At 36.2% G+C, this 20,338-nt stretch carries 19 protein-coding genes; 10 read left to right on the forward strand and 9 right to left on the reverse strand.

Annotated elements, in window-relative coordinates:
• Positions 1 to 86: 86 nt before the first annotated feature.
• Both A5844_RS02955 and A5844_RS14125 read left to right on the forward strand, forming a co-directional pair.
• The gene (locus A5844_RS02955) at positions 87 to 1,886 is read left to right on the forward strand and encodes a glycerophosphoryl diester phosphodiesterase membrane domain-containing protein (RefSeq protein ID WP_179190541.1); all 1,800 of its coding nucleotides are present in this window, start codon (positions 87 to 89) and stop codon (positions 1,884 to 1,886) included.
• A 576-nt stretch (positions 1,887 to 2,462) separates the two neighbouring features.
• A complete protein-coding gene (locus tag A5844_RS14125) occupies positions 2,463 to 2,612 on the forward strand; it encodes a hypothetical protein (protein ID WP_086283766.1) in 150 nt (49 codons plus the stop codon).
• A gap of 154 nt (positions 2,613 to 2,766) precedes the next feature.
• On the opposite strand, the gene A5844_RS02965 is transcribed toward A5844_RS14125, so the two are convergent.
• Positions 2,767 to 3,156 (reverse strand): phage holin family protein, encoded by a 390-nt coding sequence (locus tag A5844_RS02965; RefSeq protein ID WP_086283768.1) that lies wholly within the window; start codon positions 3,154 to 3,156, stop codon positions 2,767 to 2,769.
• 345 nt (positions 3,157 to 3,501) lie between these two features.
• Here A5844_RS02965 and A5844_RS02970 point away from each other — a divergent pair, with 345 nt between their 5' ends.
• The 3 genes from A5844_RS02970 to A5844_RS02980 are packed head-to-tail and all read left to right on the forward strand — an operon-like array spanning position 3,502 to position 5,124.
• On the forward strand, positions 3,502 to 3,864 hold the full coding sequence (locus A5844_RS02970; protein WP_086283770.1) for a helix-turn-helix domain-containing protein: 363 nt from the start codon (positions 3,502 to 3,504) through the stop codon (positions 3,862 to 3,864).
• A gap of 6 nt (positions 3,865 to 3,870) precedes the next feature.
• Positions 3,871 to 4,299, forward strand: a complete 429-nt coding sequence (locus A5844_RS02975; RefSeq protein WP_086283772.1) for an ImmA/IrrE family metallo-endopeptidase — start codon at positions 3,871 to 3,873, stop codon at positions 4,297 to 4,299.
• Positions 4,300 to 4,329: 30 nt separating this feature from the next.
• On the forward strand, positions 4,330 to 5,124 hold the full coding sequence (locus A5844_RS02980) for a hypothetical protein (protein ID WP_086283774.1): 795 nt from the start codon (positions 4,330 to 4,332) through the stop codon (positions 5,122 to 5,124).
• A 273-nt stretch (positions 5,125 to 5,397) separates the two neighbouring features.
• Here A5844_RS02980 and A5844_RS02985 read toward each other — a convergent pair whose 3' ends face one another.
• Positions 5,398 to 6,744: a glucose-6-phosphate isomerase gene (locus A5844_RS02985; protein ID WP_086283776.1), complete on the reverse strand. Its 1,347-nt coding sequence runs from the start codon at positions 6,742 to 6,744 to the stop codon at positions 5,398 to 5,400.
• A 111-nt stretch (positions 6,745 to 6,855) separates the two neighbouring features.
• Positions 6,856 to 8,205, reverse strand: coding sequence for an NADP-specific glutamate dehydrogenase (gene gdhA, locus A5844_RS02990; protein ID WP_086283778.1), 1,350 nt, complete (start codon positions 8,203 to 8,205; stop codon positions 6,856 to 6,858).
• A gap of 113 nt (positions 8,206 to 8,318) precedes the next feature.
• Here gdhA and A5844_RS02995 point away from each other — a divergent pair, with 113 nt between their 5' ends.
• Positions 8,319 to 9,578, forward strand: coding sequence for a BaiN/RdsA family NAD(P)/FAD-dependent oxidoreductase (locus tag A5844_RS02995; protein WP_086283780.1), 1,260 nt, complete (start codon positions 8,319 to 8,321; stop codon positions 9,576 to 9,578).
• Between the two features lie 399 nt (positions 9,579 to 9,977).
• Here the strand turns inward: A5844_RS02995 and ybaK are convergent, their stop codons facing one another.
• From ybaK to A5844_RS03010, 3 genes are read right to left on the reverse strand one after another with little or no spacing between them, the layout of a single operon-like run.
• Positions 9,978 to 10,478, reverse strand: a complete 501-nt coding sequence (gene ybaK, locus A5844_RS03000) for a Cys-tRNA(Pro) deacylase (RefSeq protein WP_086283782.1) — start codon at positions 10,476 to 10,478, stop codon at positions 9,978 to 9,980.
• A gap of 15 nt (positions 10,479 to 10,493) precedes the next feature.
• Positions 10,494 to 11,255 carry a type I 3-dehydroquinate dehydratase gene (gene aroD / locus A5844_RS03005; protein ID WP_086283784.1) on the reverse strand — a complete coding sequence of 254 codons (762 nt, stop codon included), beginning with the start codon at positions 11,253 to 11,255 and terminating at the stop codon, positions 10,494 to 10,496.
• A 15-nt stretch (positions 11,256 to 11,270) separates the two neighbouring features.
• Positions 11,271 to 12,443, reverse strand: coding sequence for a class I SAM-dependent rRNA methyltransferase (locus A5844_RS03010; RefSeq protein ID WP_086283786.1), 1,173 nt, complete (start codon positions 12,441 to 12,443; stop codon positions 11,271 to 11,273).
• 305 nt (positions 12,444 to 12,748) lie between these two features.
• Here A5844_RS03010 and A5844_RS03015 point away from each other — a divergent pair, with 305 nt between their 5' ends.
• The 3 genes from A5844_RS03015 to A5844_RS03025 all read left to right on the forward strand — a co-directional run bounded on the left by A5844_RS03015 (position 12,749) and on the right by A5844_RS03025 (position 16,344).
• Positions 12,749 to 14,881, forward strand: coding sequence for an LTA synthase family protein (locus tag A5844_RS03015; RefSeq protein WP_086284075.1), 2,133 nt, complete (start codon positions 12,749 to 12,751; stop codon positions 14,879 to 14,881).
• Between the two features lie 238 nt (positions 14,882 to 15,119).
• Positions 15,120 to 15,848 carry a hypothetical protein gene (locus A5844_RS03020; RefSeq protein WP_086283787.1) on the forward strand — a complete coding sequence of 243 codons (729 nt, stop codon included), beginning with the start codon at positions 15,120 to 15,122 and terminating at the stop codon, positions 15,846 to 15,848.
• Positions 15,835 to 16,344, forward strand: coding sequence for a hypothetical protein (locus A5844_RS03025; protein ID WP_086283788.1), 510 nt, complete (start codon positions 15,835 to 15,837; stop codon positions 16,342 to 16,344). Before A5844_RS03020 ends, A5844_RS03025 begins: the two co-directional genes overlap by 14 nt.
• Positions 16,345 to 16,451: 107 nt before the next feature.
• Here the strand turns inward: A5844_RS03025 and A5844_RS03030 are convergent, their stop codons facing one another.
• Genes A5844_RS03030 through A5844_RS03040 form a run of 3 tightly spaced genes read right to left on the reverse strand, consistent with a single transcriptional unit; the run spans position 16,452 to position 18,941 of the window.
• Positions 16,452 to 17,894, reverse strand: coding sequence for an ATP-binding protein (locus A5844_RS03030; RefSeq protein ID WP_086283789.1), 1,443 nt, complete (start codon positions 17,892 to 17,894; stop codon positions 16,452 to 16,454).
• On the reverse strand, positions 17,894 to 18,610 hold the full coding sequence (locus tag A5844_RS03035; protein WP_086283790.1) for a winged helix-turn-helix domain-containing protein: 717 nt from the start codon (positions 18,608 to 18,610) through the stop codon (positions 17,894 to 17,896). Before A5844_RS03035 ends, A5844_RS03030 begins: the two co-directional genes overlap by 1 nt.
• Positions 18,591 to 18,941, reverse strand: a complete 351-nt coding sequence (locus A5844_RS03040) for an SdpI family protein (RefSeq protein WP_086283791.1) — start codon at positions 18,939 to 18,941, stop codon at positions 18,591 to 18,593. The genes A5844_RS03035 and A5844_RS03040 overlap by 20 nt, the downstream gene beginning before the upstream one ends.
• A 142-nt stretch (positions 18,942 to 19,083) precedes the next feature.
• On the opposite strand from A5844_RS03040, the gene A5844_RS03045 reads away from it, so the two are divergent.
• Entirely contained in the window at positions 19,084 to 19,857 is a 774-nt protein-coding gene (locus A5844_RS03045) for a Cof-type HAD-IIB family hydrolase (protein ID WP_086283793.1), read from the forward strand.
• The last annotated feature ends 481 nt before the right edge of the window (positions 19,858 to 20,338 follow it).

Consider the following 20,338-nt stretch of genomic DNA (forward strand, 5'->3'; position numbering starts at 1 on the left):
ACAAAGAGTACTGCAAGGAAAATCAACCGCAGTGCTCTTTTTTCTGTTCCCATGCGCTATAATGTAAAAAAGTAGGTGATAATATGATAAATTATTTAAAACGCAGTATAGGAAATACTTGGGATTTCCTGATGGGTACGCAAGCTTACTTTCGTGATGTACTGTTAATGCACGGCTTTATTTTGTTTATCTGTCTGCCATTTTTGAACAGTACGACACGTTTTATTTTGCATCGTGGTGCCATCGATTATATTTCTACCGATAATCTCTTAACGATTATCTCTCAACACCCTGGGGTACTTTTTTCACTACTTGTCGTTTTATTGTTGATTCTGTTTTTGGTCTATTTTGAGTTTACCTTTCTTTTGATGAGTGTTTATTTTATCAAAAAAGAAGAACCAGTCTCATTGAGACAATTACTGCAAATGACGATCCAGCAGTTGAAAAAAGTTCGACCTTTGACTTTTTTGTTTTTCTTAGCTTATTTTTTCCTGATTTTACCAATTAGTGGCTTAAGTTTTAACTCCGACTTATTATCAAAAATCAAAATTCCTGCTTTTATCATGGACTTTATTTTTACCAATCGTTGGATCATTGTTAGCTCTTTTGTTGTGTTCTATCTATTTCTTGGTTATATCGGGATCCGTTTGATTTTTGCACTTCCGGAAATGATTCTGAGAGACCGCCCTTTTCGAGAATCGGTTCGTGAAAGTTGGCGTTTAACAAAATCACGGATTTTTGCCATTATCGGACAATTCATCATTATTGGTGGAAGTATCTTGATTCTCTCTTTTGGAGGTTATTTAGGGATTATCGCCAGTCAATCGATTGTAGAACAATTTTTCCCAGAATATTCATTAATCAGTGCGGTTTTCGCAATGACTTTATTACAAGGTGTATTATTGTTCAACATCGTGATGTCCACTGTAGGGATCTTTTATATCATCATTGACTTTATGGATGATGAAGGCTTTTTACCTGAGATTCCAAGTTGGTATTCACCACAAAAATTGATCAAGCGACACTCAGCTTTAAAAAACACTGGTTTGATTCTATTTGCTGTCTTTTTCGGTGTTGGCGTTTGTCTATACAATATGGATTATTTGACTTCTGCCTCACAAACAAGACCTATTACTATTTCTCATCGGGGAGTAAGTGCCAGTAATGGTGCCCAAAACACCTTAAAAGCCTTGGAGAAAACGAGTCGTGATTATCACCCTGATTATGTAGAGATGGATATCCAAGAAACAAAAGATGGTCAATTTGTCGTTATGCACGATTTCAATTTAAGAAACTTAACAGGCGTCAATAAAGCTCCACAAGATCTTACATTGAAAGAACTAGAAAAACTAAAAGTGACTGAAAATAGTGTAAAAGAGCCAGTTGTCTCCTTTGATACTTACTTGGCAAAAGCCGCAGAATTAAAGCAAAAGCTTTTAATTGAAATCAAAACAACGAAAAAAGATTCACCGGATTTAGTTAAACGCTTTGTCGCACAATACCAAGAACAGATTTTAGAGCACGGACATATATTGCAAAGTTTGACCTATCAAACAGTCTCTGACTTGAAACAAGAAAACCCCAATTTTTATGTAGGTTATATTTTACCCTTTAATATTGTTGGTCCACCTGTGTCCCCCGCTGATTTTCTGACAATGGAATACAGTACCATCAATCGAAACTTTATTAACTCCGCCCACGAAGATGGCAAAAAAGTGTATGTTTGGACGCTCAATGATTCTGACGGGATGAGTCGAATGATGTTCTATGGTGTTGATGGCATCATTACAGACGATATGAAAATTTTGAATGAAACGGTCAAAGAAACGGATGAAGAGATCACTTACTCTGACAAATTACTTAATTTTGTATTAGGTGTTGGGTAATTTTAAAAACGCGCTTCCTCTTGTTGAAAAAACAAGAGGAAGCACGTTTCTAATAAACATTTTACTTATCTTTCTTTGGACTCTTTTGATTCCTTAACAGCTCGAACGACTGATAAAATTGCTGGGATGGCAGAAACTACTGCTAAAATAATTCCCAATTTACTTGAACCTCTTCTTTTTTGCATAGTGATTCGCCCCCTTCTTTTTTCATTATAGAGAAGTTTATTCAATTTCTCAAAAAATGTGTTTTCTCTAACTTGATCCATTTAAAAAATAACTTATTTTCACTTGAACGCTTATTACGATTGGTTAACAGTCGGTAAATAAATTCTAACTTGTTTGTTTTATGCTATCTAAGCTTCACTGGCTAGACAACCCTATTTGCTCCAATAAAGAAAGATTCTTCATCCTACTGACTAAATTAGCCTTGATTTAAGGACAAAACCTCTTAATCCAGTAATTCTAAAAGCAGTTAAATTGTAAAAACAATGCTGCGGTGCTAAACTAAAGATGTACTCGAGAGTTTCATGGAAGTTTTCATGAGTGCTGATTTTTCAAATGAAAGGAGAATAAAAGATGACATTTACAAAAACAAATATGGATTATCGTGTTGCATTTAATACTGCGACAAATCGTTTTATTGCAATTGATGCAAGTAACGAAGAACACGTGGCATTTGGTATCACCATTGAACAAGCTATCAAAGCATTGCATGAATCTAACTAAGGAGTGATCCATTCTAATGTCAGTTGATCCTTTGGATATTGAATAAAAAGACGTTTTGTTTGGCTATTAGTTGCCGCCAAAACGTCTTTTTTGTTTTCTCATGTCGACCTATCGTCTTTCATTCCAGTTCTACTACTCTTCTCCCATGCTTATTTTATTTTTTGCATTTCCCTTGTTCTTCCGAGTAATCTGTTAATCTTTTTAAGCGATTCTTGATAAATTCAGGAACAGGAACACCCAACTTTCTTAAATTTTCAATAACTGACAATCCATAAATGCCACAATAAGAAAAAACTAGAGCTATCCCCATTACCTCAAATCCTGTGATTTTCAAATACGGATAAGCAACTAAAACCAGTGTGATTACCAATAAATACTTCACAGTTTCTTTCCAAATCCTTTTTTTGTCCATTTTCTTTTTTCCTAGATATCGACAAAATCCCGTAATAAAATCAGCCACAAGAATAAGCATAAATACATGGATATACACATTATTGATTAAGTTTTTAAACTCGGTGAATAACATAAGATTATCAATAATCATCTGCTCTCCCTCTACTTTCTCTTCTATATTGATTGAATTTAAAAAAATAAAAGACTCATCTCCCTTTTGATTTTTATTTGAAAAACATATACATAAAATCGCAAAAAAGCGAAAGACAGCGTATTCTTTGACACAAGATAGCTTTTAAGCTATTATGTTTACAGAACGAATAAGAAAAATATGAATGGACGAACCATCGATTTTTCTTAATCTATCGCTGATTTATTTGCTTAACTGCTATTTAAAATAGTTGATGAATAAACTATAATAGCTTAAAAGCTATTTGTCAATAATAATGACTTTTATGCTATTTATTCTTTTTCGTTTCTTAGGAAGGTGGTATTTATGACATTAGTCACACGTATCAGAGAACTAGCAGATGAAAAAAAAGTAACATTTGCTGAAATCGAACGAGCCATAGGCATTTCCAATGGACAGATCAGAAGATGGGACAAGGTTTCCCCTAAATCTGAAAATCTAAAAAAAGTGGCAGATTATTTCGGTGTATCTACCGACTATCTGCTAGGTAGCAATCAAGTACCAAAATGGGCAAACAACGAGGATTTAGTAGAATTGGATAAGATGCTGAATTCAAATGTCAACATGGCTTATGGTGGAGAAATGTTGACAGATGAGGAGAAACAACGTGTCAAAGATGTCTTGACCGGCCTTTTCTGGGAATTCAGAAAACGAGACAAAGAGATGTGATTTCATATGGAGATAGATGTGATCAAACTAGTCAGTACCCTCAAACGAACCTACCAAACGGCTAATCCGTTTTTGATTTCCGAAAAGATGGGAATTGAAATTAGATACGTTTCATTTCTTGAAAATCCTAAAGGACAATTTCAAGAACTAATGGGTTATCCGATCATTCTTTTGAACGAGTCATTAAAAGAATCTGAAGAACGATTTTACATCTGCGCACACGAACTTGGGCATGCCCTATTTCATCATGGATTATCAAGCTACTATGTGTCTACAAGAAAGTCACGTAGTAAATCAGAAAGCGAAGCGAACTGCTTTGCTGCGAATCTGATCGTTTCTCTATATAAAGAAGATAACGAGCAGTATCCTAGAAAAATCGAGGAATTAACAAATTTATACGGACTTCCAGAAAGTTCCTATAGATTTTTAATTTAATTTATTGATCTAAATCAACAAGGAGGAATTATGAGTATTTTTTTAACATTAATTGGGTTCTTTGGATTTCTATTTGGGATAGGTTTTTTAGTTTATTCTTTTTTTTCAAAAAAGAAACGATCAAAGAAAAAGATTAGCATCGGAATTTTAGCAACATTTGTAATTATGGTGATTGGTATCGCTCTTGCTCCACCAGTTACTGAGCAAGCAGAGACAAGTATTACCAAGTCCACCACTAGTTCAACTGTCTTGGATACCTCTTCTGAAAGTCGAGAAAAAGACAAAGCTGAAAAAGCCCTAAAAAAAGAACAAAAAGCTAGAGAAGAAACTGAAAAAAAATTACAAGAAGAACAGAAAACTAGAGAAGAAGCTGAAAAAAAATTACAAGAAATTAATCAAAAAACTTCAACAGCTGAAACACTTTTAGTCCAAGCAGAGACAAATCCAACAAGGGATAACTATAACTCTGCATTATCAGCTATTCAATCTATCCCTGGTGGAAATCCAAATTTATCTGCTCGATTAGCTAATGTTGATTCCACTATCAAAGCAACTGAGGCAGCTCAGATAGCTGAGCAACAAAGACAGCAAGAAATTGCTCAGGAACAAGCAAGACAAGTCGCAGCTCAAGCTGAACAGCAAAGACAAGCTCAAGAACAAGCAAATCAGGCTGCGCAACAACAAAATACCCAACAGACAATATTAGTTACAAGAACTGGTGCTAAATATCATGTTAGAAAATGTGGAAATGGCACTTATACACCAGCAACTTTAGAAGAAGCACAATCTAGAGGGTTGACGCCTTGCGAAAAATGTTTCAACTAACTTAATTTTTAAGCACTATTGATATTGTAAAAAGAATAGTCTTCTTGGACTTCTCTTTGATTCTTGAAAACACTACTTTTTTATTTAGAGCCATAGGATGGCTCTAAATAAAAAAGATATGGTAATCAAAAATCAACTAAACAATTTTATACAAAAAAAGACAGTCATTGAGCGACTGTCTTTTTTGTATAGCACTATTTTTAGTTCCAAAAACGATAAGGTACCAACTTGTTTTAAGTACCTTATCTCTAAATCTTAATAAAAACCCTTATTTTAAAGGCGTTCGTTCAATTCTTTCGCAAGGTCTTCAAAGCCTGGTTTGCCTAGAAGTGCGAACATGTTTTTCTTATAAGCTTCTACACCTGGTTGGTCAAATGGATTGATCCCATTCAAGTAACCTGAGATGCCGACAGCAATTTCAAAGAAGTACATAGTATAACCTAGAGTGTAAGCATCCATTTCAGGGATTTTTACCAATAAGTTCGGTACATCTCCATCTGTGTGGGCAAGTAATGTTCCTTCGAAAGCTTTTGTGTTAACAAAGTCGATTTCTTTGCCTTGTAAATAACCTAGTCCATCTAAGTCCTGTTCTTGTTCAGGAATCGTAATTGATTTACGTGGTTTTTCCACTTTAACGACTGTTTCAAAAATGTTGCGGCGACCTTCTTGAATGTATTGACCTAGTGAGTGCAAGTCAGTAGAGAAGTTTGCACTTGAAGGATAGATTCCTTTTTGGTCTTTTCCTTCTGATTCACCGTACAATTGTTTCCACCATTCATTGAAATATTGCATGCCTGGTTCATAATTGATCAATAGCTCAGTCACTTTTCCTTTACGGTAAAGGATATTACGCATTGCAGCATATTGATAAGCTTCGTTTTCTTCTAATTTGTCACTTGAGTATGCTTTACTTGCATCAGCAGCACCTTGCATCAAAGCATCGATATCTGCTCCGCTAACTGCGATTGGCAATAAACCAACAGCTGTCAATACAGAGAAACGTCCGCCGACATCATCAGGAATAACAAATGTTTCCCATCCTTCTGCATCTGCTTCTACTTTAACCGCACCTTTTGCTTTGTCTGTTGTTGCATAGATACGTTTATTTGCTTCTTCTTGTCCATATTTCTTAACAAGTAATTCTTTGAATACACGGAATGCGATGGCTGGCTCAGTGGTTGTACCTGATTTTGAGATAACATTTACTGAGAAGTCACGGTCACCGATAACTTCGATCAAGTCAGCTAGATAAGTTGAGCTGATCGAGTTTCCAGCAAAGAAGATTTGTGGTGCTTTACGTTCATCGTTTTCTAAAACATTATAGAATGTATGTTGTAAGAATTCGATTGCCGCACGAGCGCCAAGGTAAGATCCTCCGATACCGATTACGACAAGTACTTCGGAATCAGATTGGATTTTTTTAGCAGCTTCCTTGATACGGGCAAATTCTTCTTTGTCATAATTCGTTGGTAGGTCGATCCAGCCACGGAAATCACTACCTGCACCTGTACCTTCACGTAATAATTTATCAGCAGTAGTTACTTGGCTTTGCATATAGCCTAACTCATGTTCATTGACAAATGGTGCAACTTTTGAATAGTCAAAATGAATGTGTGCCATTTTTATTCCTCCTTAAAGTTTCAATCTACAGGTTCTACTTTACGTTTTTTTTACAAATTTTTCAAGCAAATAAACGAGATCATTCTAATATTTCCAAGAAAATTTCATTTATTAGACAAGTCCTTGTGCAGCCATCACTTTTGCTACTTTTTCAAAGCCAGCAACATTTGCTCCTAGCAAGAGATTTTTTTCATCTCCAAAGCTGGCTGCAGTACGGCGACAAATAGTATAAATATTGGCCATGATTTCATCTAATTGGGTATCTACTTGCTCACTCTCCCAAACGAGACGTTGAGCATTTTGACTCATTTCTAAGGCAGAAACAGCTACTCCACCTGCATTGGCTGCTTTTCCAGGACAGTACCACACTGCTGCTTTTTCAAATACAGAAACAGCATCTAAGGTACAAGGCATGTTTGCTCCTTCTGCAACGATCTTCACACCATGTTTGACAAGATTGTCCGCTAATGAATCATCGATTTCATTTTGTGTCGCACAAGGTAATGCAATGTCGACCGTTTCTTTTAATGTCCAAACGGATTCACCTGCGTGGTATTCGGCAGAAGATCGCTTATTTGCATACTCCGTTAACCGTTGACGTTTGACCTCTTTGATTTCTTTTAACAGTTCTAGATCGATTCCTTCTGGATCATAAATGTAGCCACTTGAATCGGAACATGTAACGACTTTCCCACCTAATTCATGGACTTTTTCAATAGCATAGATGGCTACATTCCCACTACCTGAAACGAAGACCGTTTTTCCTTCAAAAGTATCTTGCTCTTCTTTCAATAAATGCTTCACATAATAAACCAATCCATATCCAGTTGCTTCTGTTCGTATCTTACTTCCCCAAAAATCTAAGGATTTACCGGTTAGAACACCTGCATCGTATTGTTTCAATCGTTTGTATTCACCAAATAGATACCCAATCTCTCTTGCACCTACACCGATATCTCCAGCTGGGACATCGACTGAAGGGCCGATATGTTTGGCTAATTCAAGCATAAAGCTTTGGCAGAAACGCATGATTTCATTATCAGATTTTCCCTTTGGATCAAAATCACTTCCGCCTTTTCCGCCACCGATCGGCAAACCAGTCAAACTGTTTTTAAAAATTTGTTCAAATGCTAGAAATTTCAGAATACTTAGATTGACACTTGGATGGAATCTTAGCCCGCCTTTATAAGGTCCAATAGCTGAATTGTATTGGATTCGATAGCCACGGTTGACTTGCCAATTCCCTTGGTCATCTTGCCAAGGCACACGAAACTGGATGATACGCTCAGGTTCAACAAGTATTCCCAAAATATTTTTTTCAATATATTCAGGATGCTTTTCTAAAAATTGAATAACTGTTGGCATAAATTCATCGACAGCTTGTAAAAATTCTGTCTGTCCTTCATCTTTACGGTGAAGTTGTTCTTGAATGGATTGTACATATTCTCTTGCATTGGACATAGGTTCACGCTCCTTTATTCATCTGTTCTTATTTTAGCCTATCTTGTTCACTTCCTCAAAACATTTCCTGCGCAAGTCCTTCAAATATGCTACACTCTCTGTGAGGTGAAGATATGGAAAAAACATATGACGTGATAGTTGTGGGTGCCGGCACAAGCGGTATGATGGCTGCAATCAGTGCGGCAGAACAAGGCGCAACTGTCCTGTTGATCGAAAAAAACAAAAGAGCTGGAAAAAAACTATTGATGACAGGCGGTGGTCGATGTAATGTCACTAACAATCGTTCTGTTGACGATTTGATTGCCCATATCCCCGGAAACGGTAAATTTTTATACAGTACATTTGCCCAATGGGATAACTTTGCGATCATGAACTTCTTCGAATCTCAAGGGGTTCATCTAAAAGAAGAAGACCATGGCAGGATGTTCCCAGTAACAAATAAATCGAAAACAATCATTGATGCATTAGTCAATCGCTTAAAAGAACTGGACGTCACGATGTTTTTTGGCGAACAGGTAGTAAAACTGATCCATAATGAAAATCAAATTTATGGTGTTCGTACAGAATTAGAAGAGTTCAGAGCGAAAAGTGTCGTCTTGACTACAGGAGGAAGAACCTATCCTTCCACTGGTTCCACAGGTGATGGGTACAAACTAGTGAAAAAAGTAGGTCATACCGTTACACCCCTTTATGCAACAGAATCTCCCCTAATCTCGGAAGAACCATTTATCCAAAACAAAGTATTGCAAGGTCTTTCTTTACAAGATATTTCTCTTAGTGTCTTGAATAAAAAAGGAAAAGTCGTCACTGAACATACCATGGATCTACTATTTACCCATTTTGGTATTTCTGGTCCTGCAGCTTTACGTTGTTCTAGCTTTGTCAATAATGAGTTGAAAAAAGATGAAGGCCCAGTGACAGTATCTCTTGACTGTTTTCCAGAAGAATCAGTGCATGAATTGATCCAACGATTGACGGAGAAATGCAAGGATTCCAAGAAAACTTTAGCCAATGCTTGGCGGGGCATTTTACCTGAACGTCTATTACAGTTTTATCTTGAAAAATTAGAACTGACAGAACAAACCGGGAGTCAAACAACTGAAAAACAAATCCAAGCATTTGCAGAGTTATGTAAAGAATTTCAAATAAAAATCAACAAAACTTTTCCGATTGAAAAATCGTTTGTAACTGGTGGTGGAGTCTCTTTAAAAGAAATCAATCCTAAGACTTTAGAAAGCAAATTGATTGCAGGTTTGTTTTTTGCTGGGGAATTGTTAGATGTCAATGGTTATACTGGAGGATTCAATATCACTGCTGCGTTTGCAACAGGCCATGTCTCTGGCATGCACGCGTCTTTACAAAGTCAATGGTAAAATTAACCATATAAAAGCCATATACCATGTATAATAGTAGATCATCATTCATCTAATGGACTTGTTAAAGAGCCGTTTGATGGTCAAAAAATTGTTACTCAATAGTAAAAAATCAAGCAGGAGAATAAAAAATGGCAAACCCATTATCTACTCTCCCGCTTGATTTTTTTGTCTAAACGATGTTCAACTGGATTCAAAAACCTTCATACTATAAGAAAAAAGTGAAATCAAGAAATTCATTTTCCAGATTGATTCCCCAACGCATCTGTCGCGTCCATCCTCTATCATTTTATCATACGTTGTCTTCTTATGGATGGTTAAAAAGATAGGCTTCGTCACCAAAGCTAACAATCAGGGATAAAAGATACTATTTTTCGATTATTTGTTTTACTGCTGAGATTAGATCTTTTCTTTTTCCACTTGAATATCCGCAAATGTAGCGTGGGTCAATTCAGCAATGTCTTTAGGCGCTAACTCTATTTGTAAGCCACGCTTTCCTGCTGAAATAATAATTTCTGGGTAGTTTTGTGCCGTTTCTTCAATGAATGTCGGAAATTGTTTCTTCATGCCGATTGGTGAACACCCACCGCGGATATAACCTGTCGTTTTTTCAAGGTCCTTCAAATGAAGCATCTCTACTTTTTTATTTCCCGATACTTTTGCTAATTTTTTCAAATCCAACTCATTATCCCCAGGAATAACTGCTACGATTGGACCAGTCACATTACCTACCGCCACTAATGTTTTGAAAATAGGAGAATCACTTTCTCGCAATTGACTAGCGACTTCCGTAGCACTGAGATGGGTTTCGTCCCATTCATATTCGTATTCTGTATAAGCAATCTTTTTTTGTTCGACCATACGGATCGCATTCGTTTTTACTTGTTTCTTTTTTGCCAAACTCTTTCACCTTCGTCATATTTCATTTTCATGTAATAAATTAAGGATATTTCTCAATTCTCTGACAGGCAACTGTCCTGGTGCAGAAGTATGATCCACATCTAAAGCTCCGAATGTGATGGCCGACCCTGTCACATTTCCAGCAAGTCTAGAAACCATCCCAAGCTCACCCATGGACATGGTCACTAGCGGTATCGAGACGAATGCATGGGCACGCCGTGTCAACTCCATCAAACGTAGAACATCCCGTTCATTATTAGGCATCACGGCGATTTTACCGATACTTGCGCCAAAATGTTCCATCATATTCAACCGATATAATAAAACAGGATCTGCTGGAGTTTCTTTAAAATCATGATTGCTGATGACTAACGGAATTTTTCGTTGGTGGATTTCTTCTAACAACCCTTTTTCCAAACTTTCGATTTTAAATAATTCCATATCGATCAAGTCTACTAATTCGGTATCAATCATATATTTATATAAATCATGGTATTCTCGAATCGAGATGTCACGTGAACCACCTTCAGATAAGGTTCTGAAGGTCAGAAGTAAAGGCAGGCCTTCTAGCATCTCATGAATGAGGACCAATGTTTCTTTCACTTTTGCTTCATCAAAAACTTCTTGATAATAATCAATACGCCATTCGACCAAGTCTGCTCCAGCTTCTCTTGCTAAAATTGCTTCACGTAAAAGTGCTTCTCTTGTGGTGCCTGTCAATGGTGCACAAATCTTTGGTCGCCCTGAGCCAATCGTTACTCCTTTTACTTTGAACAATTCCTTCACGCCCTCCTATTTTTTAATTTGGTAAATAAATACTTTTAGGTAGTTACCTTCTGGGAAAGAAGCGATTGTTTGGAAATCATTCGGCAAGCGATAAACCCCGATAATTTGATAGTCTACGCCAGTTGCAAGCAATTCATCTTCAATCATTGCTTGGAATTGGTCGACGGAAACATTTGCTGCATTTGTTGAAGCAACCAAGATCCCATCATCTGAGAGGATCGCTAAACTGTCTTTCACTAACTCGCCATAGTTCTTTGCTACTCGGAAGACTTTTTTCTTATTCCGAGCAAAACTTGGTGGGTCAAGAACAATCACATCATAACTCAAGTTCTTTCTTTGTGCATATTTGAAATACTCAAAAACGTCCATCACGATGATTCGTTGGTCTTCAGTAGATAAACCATTTACTTCAAATTGTTCCCGAGTCTTTTTCAAGCTTCTTTTGGCCAAGTCCACACTCGTAGTTGTCGATGCCCCACCCATTGCAGCTGCTACTGAAAATGCCCCAGTATAACTAAACATATTCAAAACAGATTTTCCTAACGCTAAACCATCGATCAATGCGCCACGTACTTCTTTTTGATCTAAAAAGATTCCAGTCATTAACCCTTCATTCAGATAAGTCGCATAAGTTACACCATTTTCTTTGATCAATAAAGGTTCGACTGCTACTTCACCAGTCACATGCTGGCTTTCTGGAAGGCGTGTGGTTTCAAAACGAATCTTTTCATAAATCCCCAGAACTTCTGGATAAACTACTTGAAACGCAGCAATCAATAATCTACGGTGCTTATACAGTGTCTCATTATACCAAGAAAAAACAGCAAATCGATCATAATAATCGATCGTCAAACCTCCGATTCCATCACCTTCTCCATTAAACAAGCGAAAAGCAGTCGTTTGTTCATCGGAAAAATAAATGGTTCGTTGTTCTTTTGCCCCAAAGAATTTTCTTTCAAAAAAAGCTTGATCAAATGGTTCATCCTGTTGGCTCAAGATCCAGCCAATCCCTTTATTTTGTTTTCCTAAATAGCCTTTCCCCAAAAAATTCCCTTGAGGATCCACCAATTCCACCCAATCGGTTGTGATTATCTTCGCTTGCACTAGATCTTCTTGCTGAATCAATGGATAGCCTTTTTTAAATTTTGTACTTGCTCTTTTTTTGATATTGATTTTCATTGCTTCACCTGCTTCTTCATTCTCACAGTTAAGTATACCAAAAAAGCAACTGCTTGTCTTAATGCTTCTTTGGTATCCTAAAGTCTTTGTAGACAGTTTTCTAGCTATTTACCTGCATATACATCTAAGAGATTTTCCAAGCGATTTTTAGTCAAACTAAAGAAAATCTTAACCTATCCGTACCAATCTTTAGTTTCAATTGACACTATTTTATCCTACGAGTAGAATAGTAAGGAATATGTTTATTGTAAAGATGGTTTCATGACACTCTTTTACTTAGTTAGAGTGCGGAAAGGAAGATTATGTTGAAATCTATAAAAACACCCGCCTTTTTGAACAAGAGGCTTGGATTTTTTTCTTTATTAGCTGTCTTGTTATGGCTAAAAACAATTATTGCTTATCTATTTGATTTTCATTTAGGCATTGAAAGTGGCATCCAGTATTTTATTCTATTTATCAATCCAATTGCTACTACCCTATTGTTACTAGGAATTGCCTTATATGTCAGAAGAACGAAAGCTTCTTACATCACCATGATGATTATTTATTTCCTATTAACTTTACTGCTATTTTCTAATATTACTTATTATCGTGAATTTACAGACTTTATCACGATCAATACGATGTTAGGTGCTGGAAAAGTAGCAAGTGGCTTGGGAGAAAGCGCCTTGCGTTTGTTTAGACCTTATGATGTTTTTTATTGGTTAGATATTATTTTGCTTACTGTATTATTGATTACTAAAAAAATCAAAATGGATCCTAAACCTGTTCGTGCTCGAATGGCATTTGCTGTTTCCACTTTAGCCGTGATGATCTTCTCTGGAAATCTTTTTCTAGCCGAAGCTGATCGCCCAGAGCTTTTGACACGTACTTTTTCTCGAGATTACTTGGTCAAATACCTAGGACTAAATGCCTTTGTCGTCTATGATGGAATCCAGACTTATCAAACAAACCAAGTGCGGGCAGAAGCAAGTCCAAATGACATGAAAGAAGTAGCAAACTATGTCAAAGAGCATTATGCAAAGCCAAATAAAGACTTATATGGGATTGCTGAAGGTAAAAATGTGATCTATATCCATTTAGAAAGCTTCCAACAATTTTTAATTGATTACAAATTGACGGATGAAAATGGTGTAGCTCATGAAGTGACACCTTTCATCAACAGCTTGTACCACAGTAATAGTACATTTAGTTTTGATAATTTCTTCCATCAAGTAAAAGCTGGAAAAACAAGTGACGCTGAGACATTGATGGACAATTCATTGTTTGGTTTAAATCAAGGATCACTCTTCACTCAATTAGGTGGCAAAAATACGTTCCAAGCAGCTCCTGATATTTTGAAGCAAACAAAAGGCTACACCAGTGCAGCTTTCCATGGAAATGCTGGTACCTTCTGGAACCGTAATGAAACCTATAAGAGTTTTGGTTATGATTATTTCTTCGACGCTTCTTACTATGATGTCAACGATGAAAATTCATTCCAATATGGGCTACATGACAAACCCTTTTTTGAACAATCTGTTAAATATTTAGAACGTCTACAACAACCGTTCTATTCTAAATTCATCGCTGTTTCAAATCACTACCCTTATTCAAAATTCACGAATGAAGAAGCTGGGTTCCCTCTAGCGAACACGAGTGACGAAACAATCAATGGTTACTTTGCCACTGCTAACTATCTCGATACTGCTGTTGAAGAATTCTTCAACTATTTAAAAGCAAGCGGCTTGTATGATAACTCAGTCATCGTTCTTTATGGAGATCATTACGGTATCTCTAATTCAAGAAACAAATCTCTTGCAGAATTAGTCGGGAAAACAAGTTCTGATTGGACAAACTTTGATAACGCACAAATGCAACGTGTTCCTTATATGATCCATGTCCCTGGTCAAACAAATGGCGGAATCAACCATACTTATGGTGGACAAGTAGATGCTTTACCTACACTTCTCCATTTGTTAGGAGTTGATTCAAAAAATTATATCCAACTAGGTCAAGATCTCTTTTCTTCAGACCATGATCAAATCGTCTCATTTAGAGATGGAGACTTCGTGACTCCTAAGTATACCTACTATGGTGGAGCCGTTTATAGTACAGAAACTGGTGAGGTAATCGCTGAACCAACAGAAGAAGTTCAACAGGAAATCGATAAGATTCGAGAAGCCGTCAGAGAGCAATTAGCTGTTTCTGATCAAATCAACAACGGCGATCTCCTTCGATTCTATACAGATAGTGAATTAGAACCAGTAGATCCAACAACTTTTGATTATAAAAATGGCTTAGACCATCTGAATGAAAGAGAAAAATCTCTCGGTGACAAATCAACAAGTGTATTTAGTCAAAACAATGGTCAAAGTACTCAAAGTCTTTACCAAACACGTACCTACCAAGATATCAATGGTGTGCCAGTTACTGAACCATCAGAAAATGAAGAGTAATACTTTATCCATAAACAGACAAAACTTAAGAGCGTGGAACAAAAGCATTATTTACTTTTGTTCCACGCTTTTAATACATATAAACGGCGGGAGCAGAAGCAACTCCTTCTTATTTGTCGGAGTTAAACGCTTCTGTCCCAACCTTTTTTCTTGTTTTTATTTTGATTTCGTTATTTCTCTAAATGAATTTCATACTTTATTCATATTCGTTTTCTATACTATTTTCGAGGTGAAAAGTATGAAAATGCTTCAGTATTCTACTGCTCGATTATTTTACTATAAAAAGCAAACATTGCTTTATTGTTTGTTTTCAGGCTTTTCTGCTTTACTATTATTGATTAGTTTTAATCTGTATCATCTACAGACAACGTTATATCAGCAATTGAATGAGCGTATCCAACTCTTTGATGCTTCGGAAATCAAAGAAAATTTACCTTCAGCAAATGTCGTCCAAGATTTTTATGTCTTTATGATTGTAGGGCTACTTGGCGTATTTGGGCTCTTTTATTTTATTTTCTTTCTCCACTCCCTTCGTAAAAATCGATTTGAATTAATCAATTGGCGTTTAGCCGGATTAACGAAAACAAAGATTTTCCTATTTTTATTTTGGCAGCAAATCTTACCGATTGTCTTAAGTTGTGCCACACTATTTCTAGTGGTTTTTAGCTTTCAAACAATCTATCAAGAATTACTACAGAAAATCAATCTAATGATTTTAGAGCTATTTGAGTTACCGAATCTTTCATCTGCTCTTTCTTCCCATAGTGGATTTTCTATTTTCGTCGATCAGCAAACATTTTTTAAAATCGACTTTATCAGTGATACCTTTATTACAGATACAGTTAAAAGTATAGGACAAACACTAATGAGTCTAATTTTAATCAGCACAGTACTCAGTATCGGGCTATTTTTGATCTTTAACCAAATTTCAAAAAGAAAGAAGGGGTTATTCGATGAACCAAGATAATCTATGGATGAACTTTCAAGGCTTTACCGTTTTGTTTTGTTCAAAAGAAAAACAAGATGTGATTTTCAAAGAGATAAAAGAACAACTTCTTTCACAAAACCAGTTAGATATTATGATGATCCAAAACCAATGGCCATTTTTCCCTTATTTGAAATTAAAAGATCATGTTTTTTTGAATTTGCCAGAAAAGCAAAAAAAAGCAAATCATCTTTGGTATCCGCAACTACAGATCGATTCATCCCTATTTAAATACAATCCAGATGAATTGACTGCTTTAGAAAAAATCAAATTACAATTGCTCCATGCAATTCTTGCCCAAAAAAAGGAACTGATCGTGGAAGATCCAATTGATAAATTAACTATCCCAGAGACACAAGAATTACTGGATATTCTCTCTTATTTAGTCAAGGATCAATTATTCTCCATCTTACTCATTACACACGATCAAACAGTGGCATCCAGTCCTTTTGTTGATCATTATGAAGAAGCAAGTTGAAAGAAAAAAAATCTCCCAAACAAAGAGGCTTAGGAATGCTTTCCTAAGCCTCTTTGATCCTTTCGAGAATACTCATGACTTTAAACGATAAAAGTTCAAGCAATCGATTATTCAATTTCTACATCTGGAAGTTTGATGGTAAATGTCGTTCCCTTACCTAATTCACTTTCAACTTCTATTTTCCCTTTATGAAGTCGAACCAATTGTTGGACGATTGGTAAGCCAAGTCCAGATTCTCCATACTTCGTGTTTTTTCTAGATGGATCCACTTTATAATAGCGATCCCAAATACTTTTCATTTGTTGTTCGGTCATGCCGATTCCAGTATCAGTAATTTTGATGATCGTTTCAAGATACCCTTTTTCAAGTGTGATCGTGATCTGACCATTTTCTGTAAATTGAATCGCATTTTGGATAATATTGACCAATATTTGGACAAACCGATCGTAGTCAGCGTAAACATCTACATGTTCCGGTGCTTGTAATACTAGCTTATTACCTGCAGCTTCTGCCTTTGGTTCAAGCTGAGAAATGATATTTTGTAAGGTTTCTGTGCCATCAAATTTCTTGATGACCATGCTAATCTGATTCGTACGGATTTTCTCATAGTCAAGATTTTCATTCACGAGACGAATCAAGCGTTCTGTTTCATTTTTCATCAACTTGATCGCATTTTCTCTTTGATTTTCAGGAATAGCATTGTATTCTAGGCCCTCCAAAAGACCATTGATCGTGGTCAAAGGTGTCCGCATCTCATGGGAGGCATCCGCCATGAATTGTCGTCTACGGTTTTCTTGCTCCTCAATTTCTGCTTGGGATTCTTTTAATGAATTGGTCATCTTATTGAAATCATCCGCCAATTCATCAAACTCATCTCGATCATGCACTGGCAATTGCACATCGAAATTTCCATTTGTTACTTCTTTTGTGGCACTTCTTAAACGATTGATCCGTTTTACTTGAAATGCCGCAAAGGCGTAACTGGCAATAATGGCAATGATACTAGAAAAAACGAATCCTTTAAATAAGTTTAATGTCACTGAACGTACACTATTATCGATATTTCGTGCAGGTTGACTGACAACTAAACCACCGTAAAATTCATGGTTCAGATTGAATGGCACTAAGGCATAAGATGTCGCTTGGTCTTGTCCTAAAATATTTCTTTTAGAAGTAAATTTAACTTGTTGCCCATTTCTCAGTCGATCCCATTGTTCTGCTTTAATTGTAAAATCTAAAAACGCCCCATTTGTTGGATAAATGACACGTTCATTTTTATCAATAAAAATGAAATTCACATTTTGTTCAGTCAATACTTGCTCAGTCAACAATAACGCATTTTGAAAGGCTTGATCTTGGGTCAACTGAGGAAACGTATCCGTATAAGTCTGTGTTGTTTTCTCCACCGATTCGGCATATCCAAAAAGCTGCTGATAGTTGTTTTCTTCAATCGTTTGTTTCGTCAGCTGCGTAAATGATACACCGACGATCAAAATAATCATCACGATCATTCCACAAAAAGCCAATAGTTGTTGATATAAATAACGCATCAGGCAACACCTGAATCATCAAATTTATACCCTACTCCCCAAACAGTTTGAATGACTTGAGGGCCTACCTTTTCGATTTTTTGACGCAACTTTTTAATATGAGCATCAACAGTTCGCTCATCCCCAAAGTACTGATAATCCCAAACTAACTCAAGTAATTGTTCCCGAGAAAATACTTGTCGTGGTTTTTTTGCCAATGTGAATAATAAATCAAATTCTTTTGGTGTCAATCCATTGATTGGCTGGCCATTTAGATAAGCTTCTCTTGTTTTAGTGTTCATCTTAAAATGCTCTGTCTGGATATCAAATTGTTGATCTGCCAATGGACTTTCTTCTTTTGCTTCTGCCAATTCACTGCGTCGATGCAAAGCCTTCATGCGAGCAATCAGTGTTAAAGGACTAAACGGTTTAGTCACATAATCATCCGCCCCCATCTCTAAACCGATCACTTGATCACTTTCAGAATCACGAGCAGTTAACATAATGATTGGTACGGTACTTGAAACTTTACGAATCTCACGACCAACCACCATTCCATCCATAGTTGGTAGATTTAAATCCAGAGTTACCATATCCCAGTGATGAGGATTTTCCAAAAAAGCATCCAAGCCTTCTTTTCCATCATATTTAAAAGTGGCTTCCCAGCCTTCATTCAAAAAAAACATCTGCATCATTTCGGATACGGATTGATTATCTTCAATCATTAAAATGTTCATGTTCATTCCCTCCATTTTTCAGGTCAAATTGTTGTAGCTTTTTTTCTGTTAATATAAAAATCGGCATGATAGGAAAAACTAACAGTAACATCTCGATGATAAAATAGTTCGTTTGACCTGTTGTTTTTAAATAATAGCCAATCAATGTCATTCCTAAGCCAAACAGTAAGAAATATTTCCCACTGGTAATTTGTGCCAAATGCCAATGTTTCTCTGTTTTTGCTGCAAGTGATGAATAATACCCATAAAAAGGAAGGTTTCCTTTAGATGGTAGAATCAGAAACAATAGTCCTATGATTGACAAGAAGATACCCACCGTTAAAAAAATCATCTTTTCCCTCCTAAATCTCTGTTTATAGTATACTCTAAAATTGTATTTGAACCAATAAATTCGGGAATTCTTCACGAAAGGTTTGTGTTTTGTTCAATCTTTGTTAATATAAGGATATTCAACTAAAAAAGGAGTTTTTTTTGTGTTAGATTATCAAGCAATCACGTTTTTCGATCTTGACGGCACCTTACTAGATGCTAAATCAACGATCACACCTGAAGTAGCCGAAGCGATGCAAAAGTTAAAGGAAAACAACATTCTTCCAGTTATTGCTACCGGCCGAACAGAAGCCGAAATTAAAACGATCATGCAAAACGCAGGGATCACTTCTGCAGTCACAATGAATGGTTCTTTTATCAGCGTTGAAGGACAAGAAGTTTATTCTGTACATTTTTCAACAGAAGAATGCAAAAAGATGCATGACCATGTCCAACGACAAGGCCATCAATTATCTTATTATAATCGAGAAAATATTTGGTGTACGGATCATAGTCAAACGATGATCAAAGCCTATGACTATATTCATTCAGATGTTCCACCTATCAACCCATATGCTTTTCAAGATCATCCTATCAATATGTTGCTGATCCTTTCAGAATCTGGGGATGAATATTACCATGAAAATTTTCCTGAATTCACCTTCTATAGAAACGGCCCATATTCGATTGATACAGTGAAAAAAGGAATTTCAAAAGGTGCCGGTGTACAACGACTAAAAGAAAATTTACAGTTGGAACATGTACCAACTTTTGGTTTTGGCGATGGCCCAAATGATTTTGCATTGTTAGAAGCCTGTGACCATAAAATCGCTATGGGCAATGCTTACGATGGTTTAAAAGACATCGCAACCTTCATCACCAAAAATAATACAGACCATGGGATTGTCCATGCACTGAAGCATTTTGACTTGATCTAAAGACATGGACATAGGTTTGTTTGACTTTGACGGATGTGCTGAAGAAAAGGAATTGTCATTATACATGTCGCATCCTTAAGAAAATCAATGCGTCTCGCCACGCTAAACAGACGGGTATCTTATTTGACGAAAATCTGAAAAAAGCAATAAGCCTCTCTTTATAACTATTTATTTAAAGTGTTCATGTTCAAAAGTTCAAGAAGCAAAACCAGCAAAAAGAAAAGGTGTTAGAATCCATTTATATCAAGGATTTTAGCACCTTTTTTAAATTGATTGAAATTCCAAAATAAAGACGGTGGAAAACAAAATATTGTTAAACTGATAGCAATTGGAACAAACTGGTCTAGTCAATGATCGAGATTAGTCCTCTTCATCTAGCATGTCTATTTCCAATCCATAAAAAACTCGGCCTAAACGATTGTTTCTATTTTTAATAAAAATATTTCTCTTACCCTTTACCATTTAGCTTATACTATTTATA

This window comes from Candidatus Enterococcus wittei (genome assembly GCF_002140175.1).
GTDB lineage: Bacteria > Bacillota > Bacilli > Lactobacillales > Enterococcaceae > Enterococcus_B > Enterococcus_B wittei.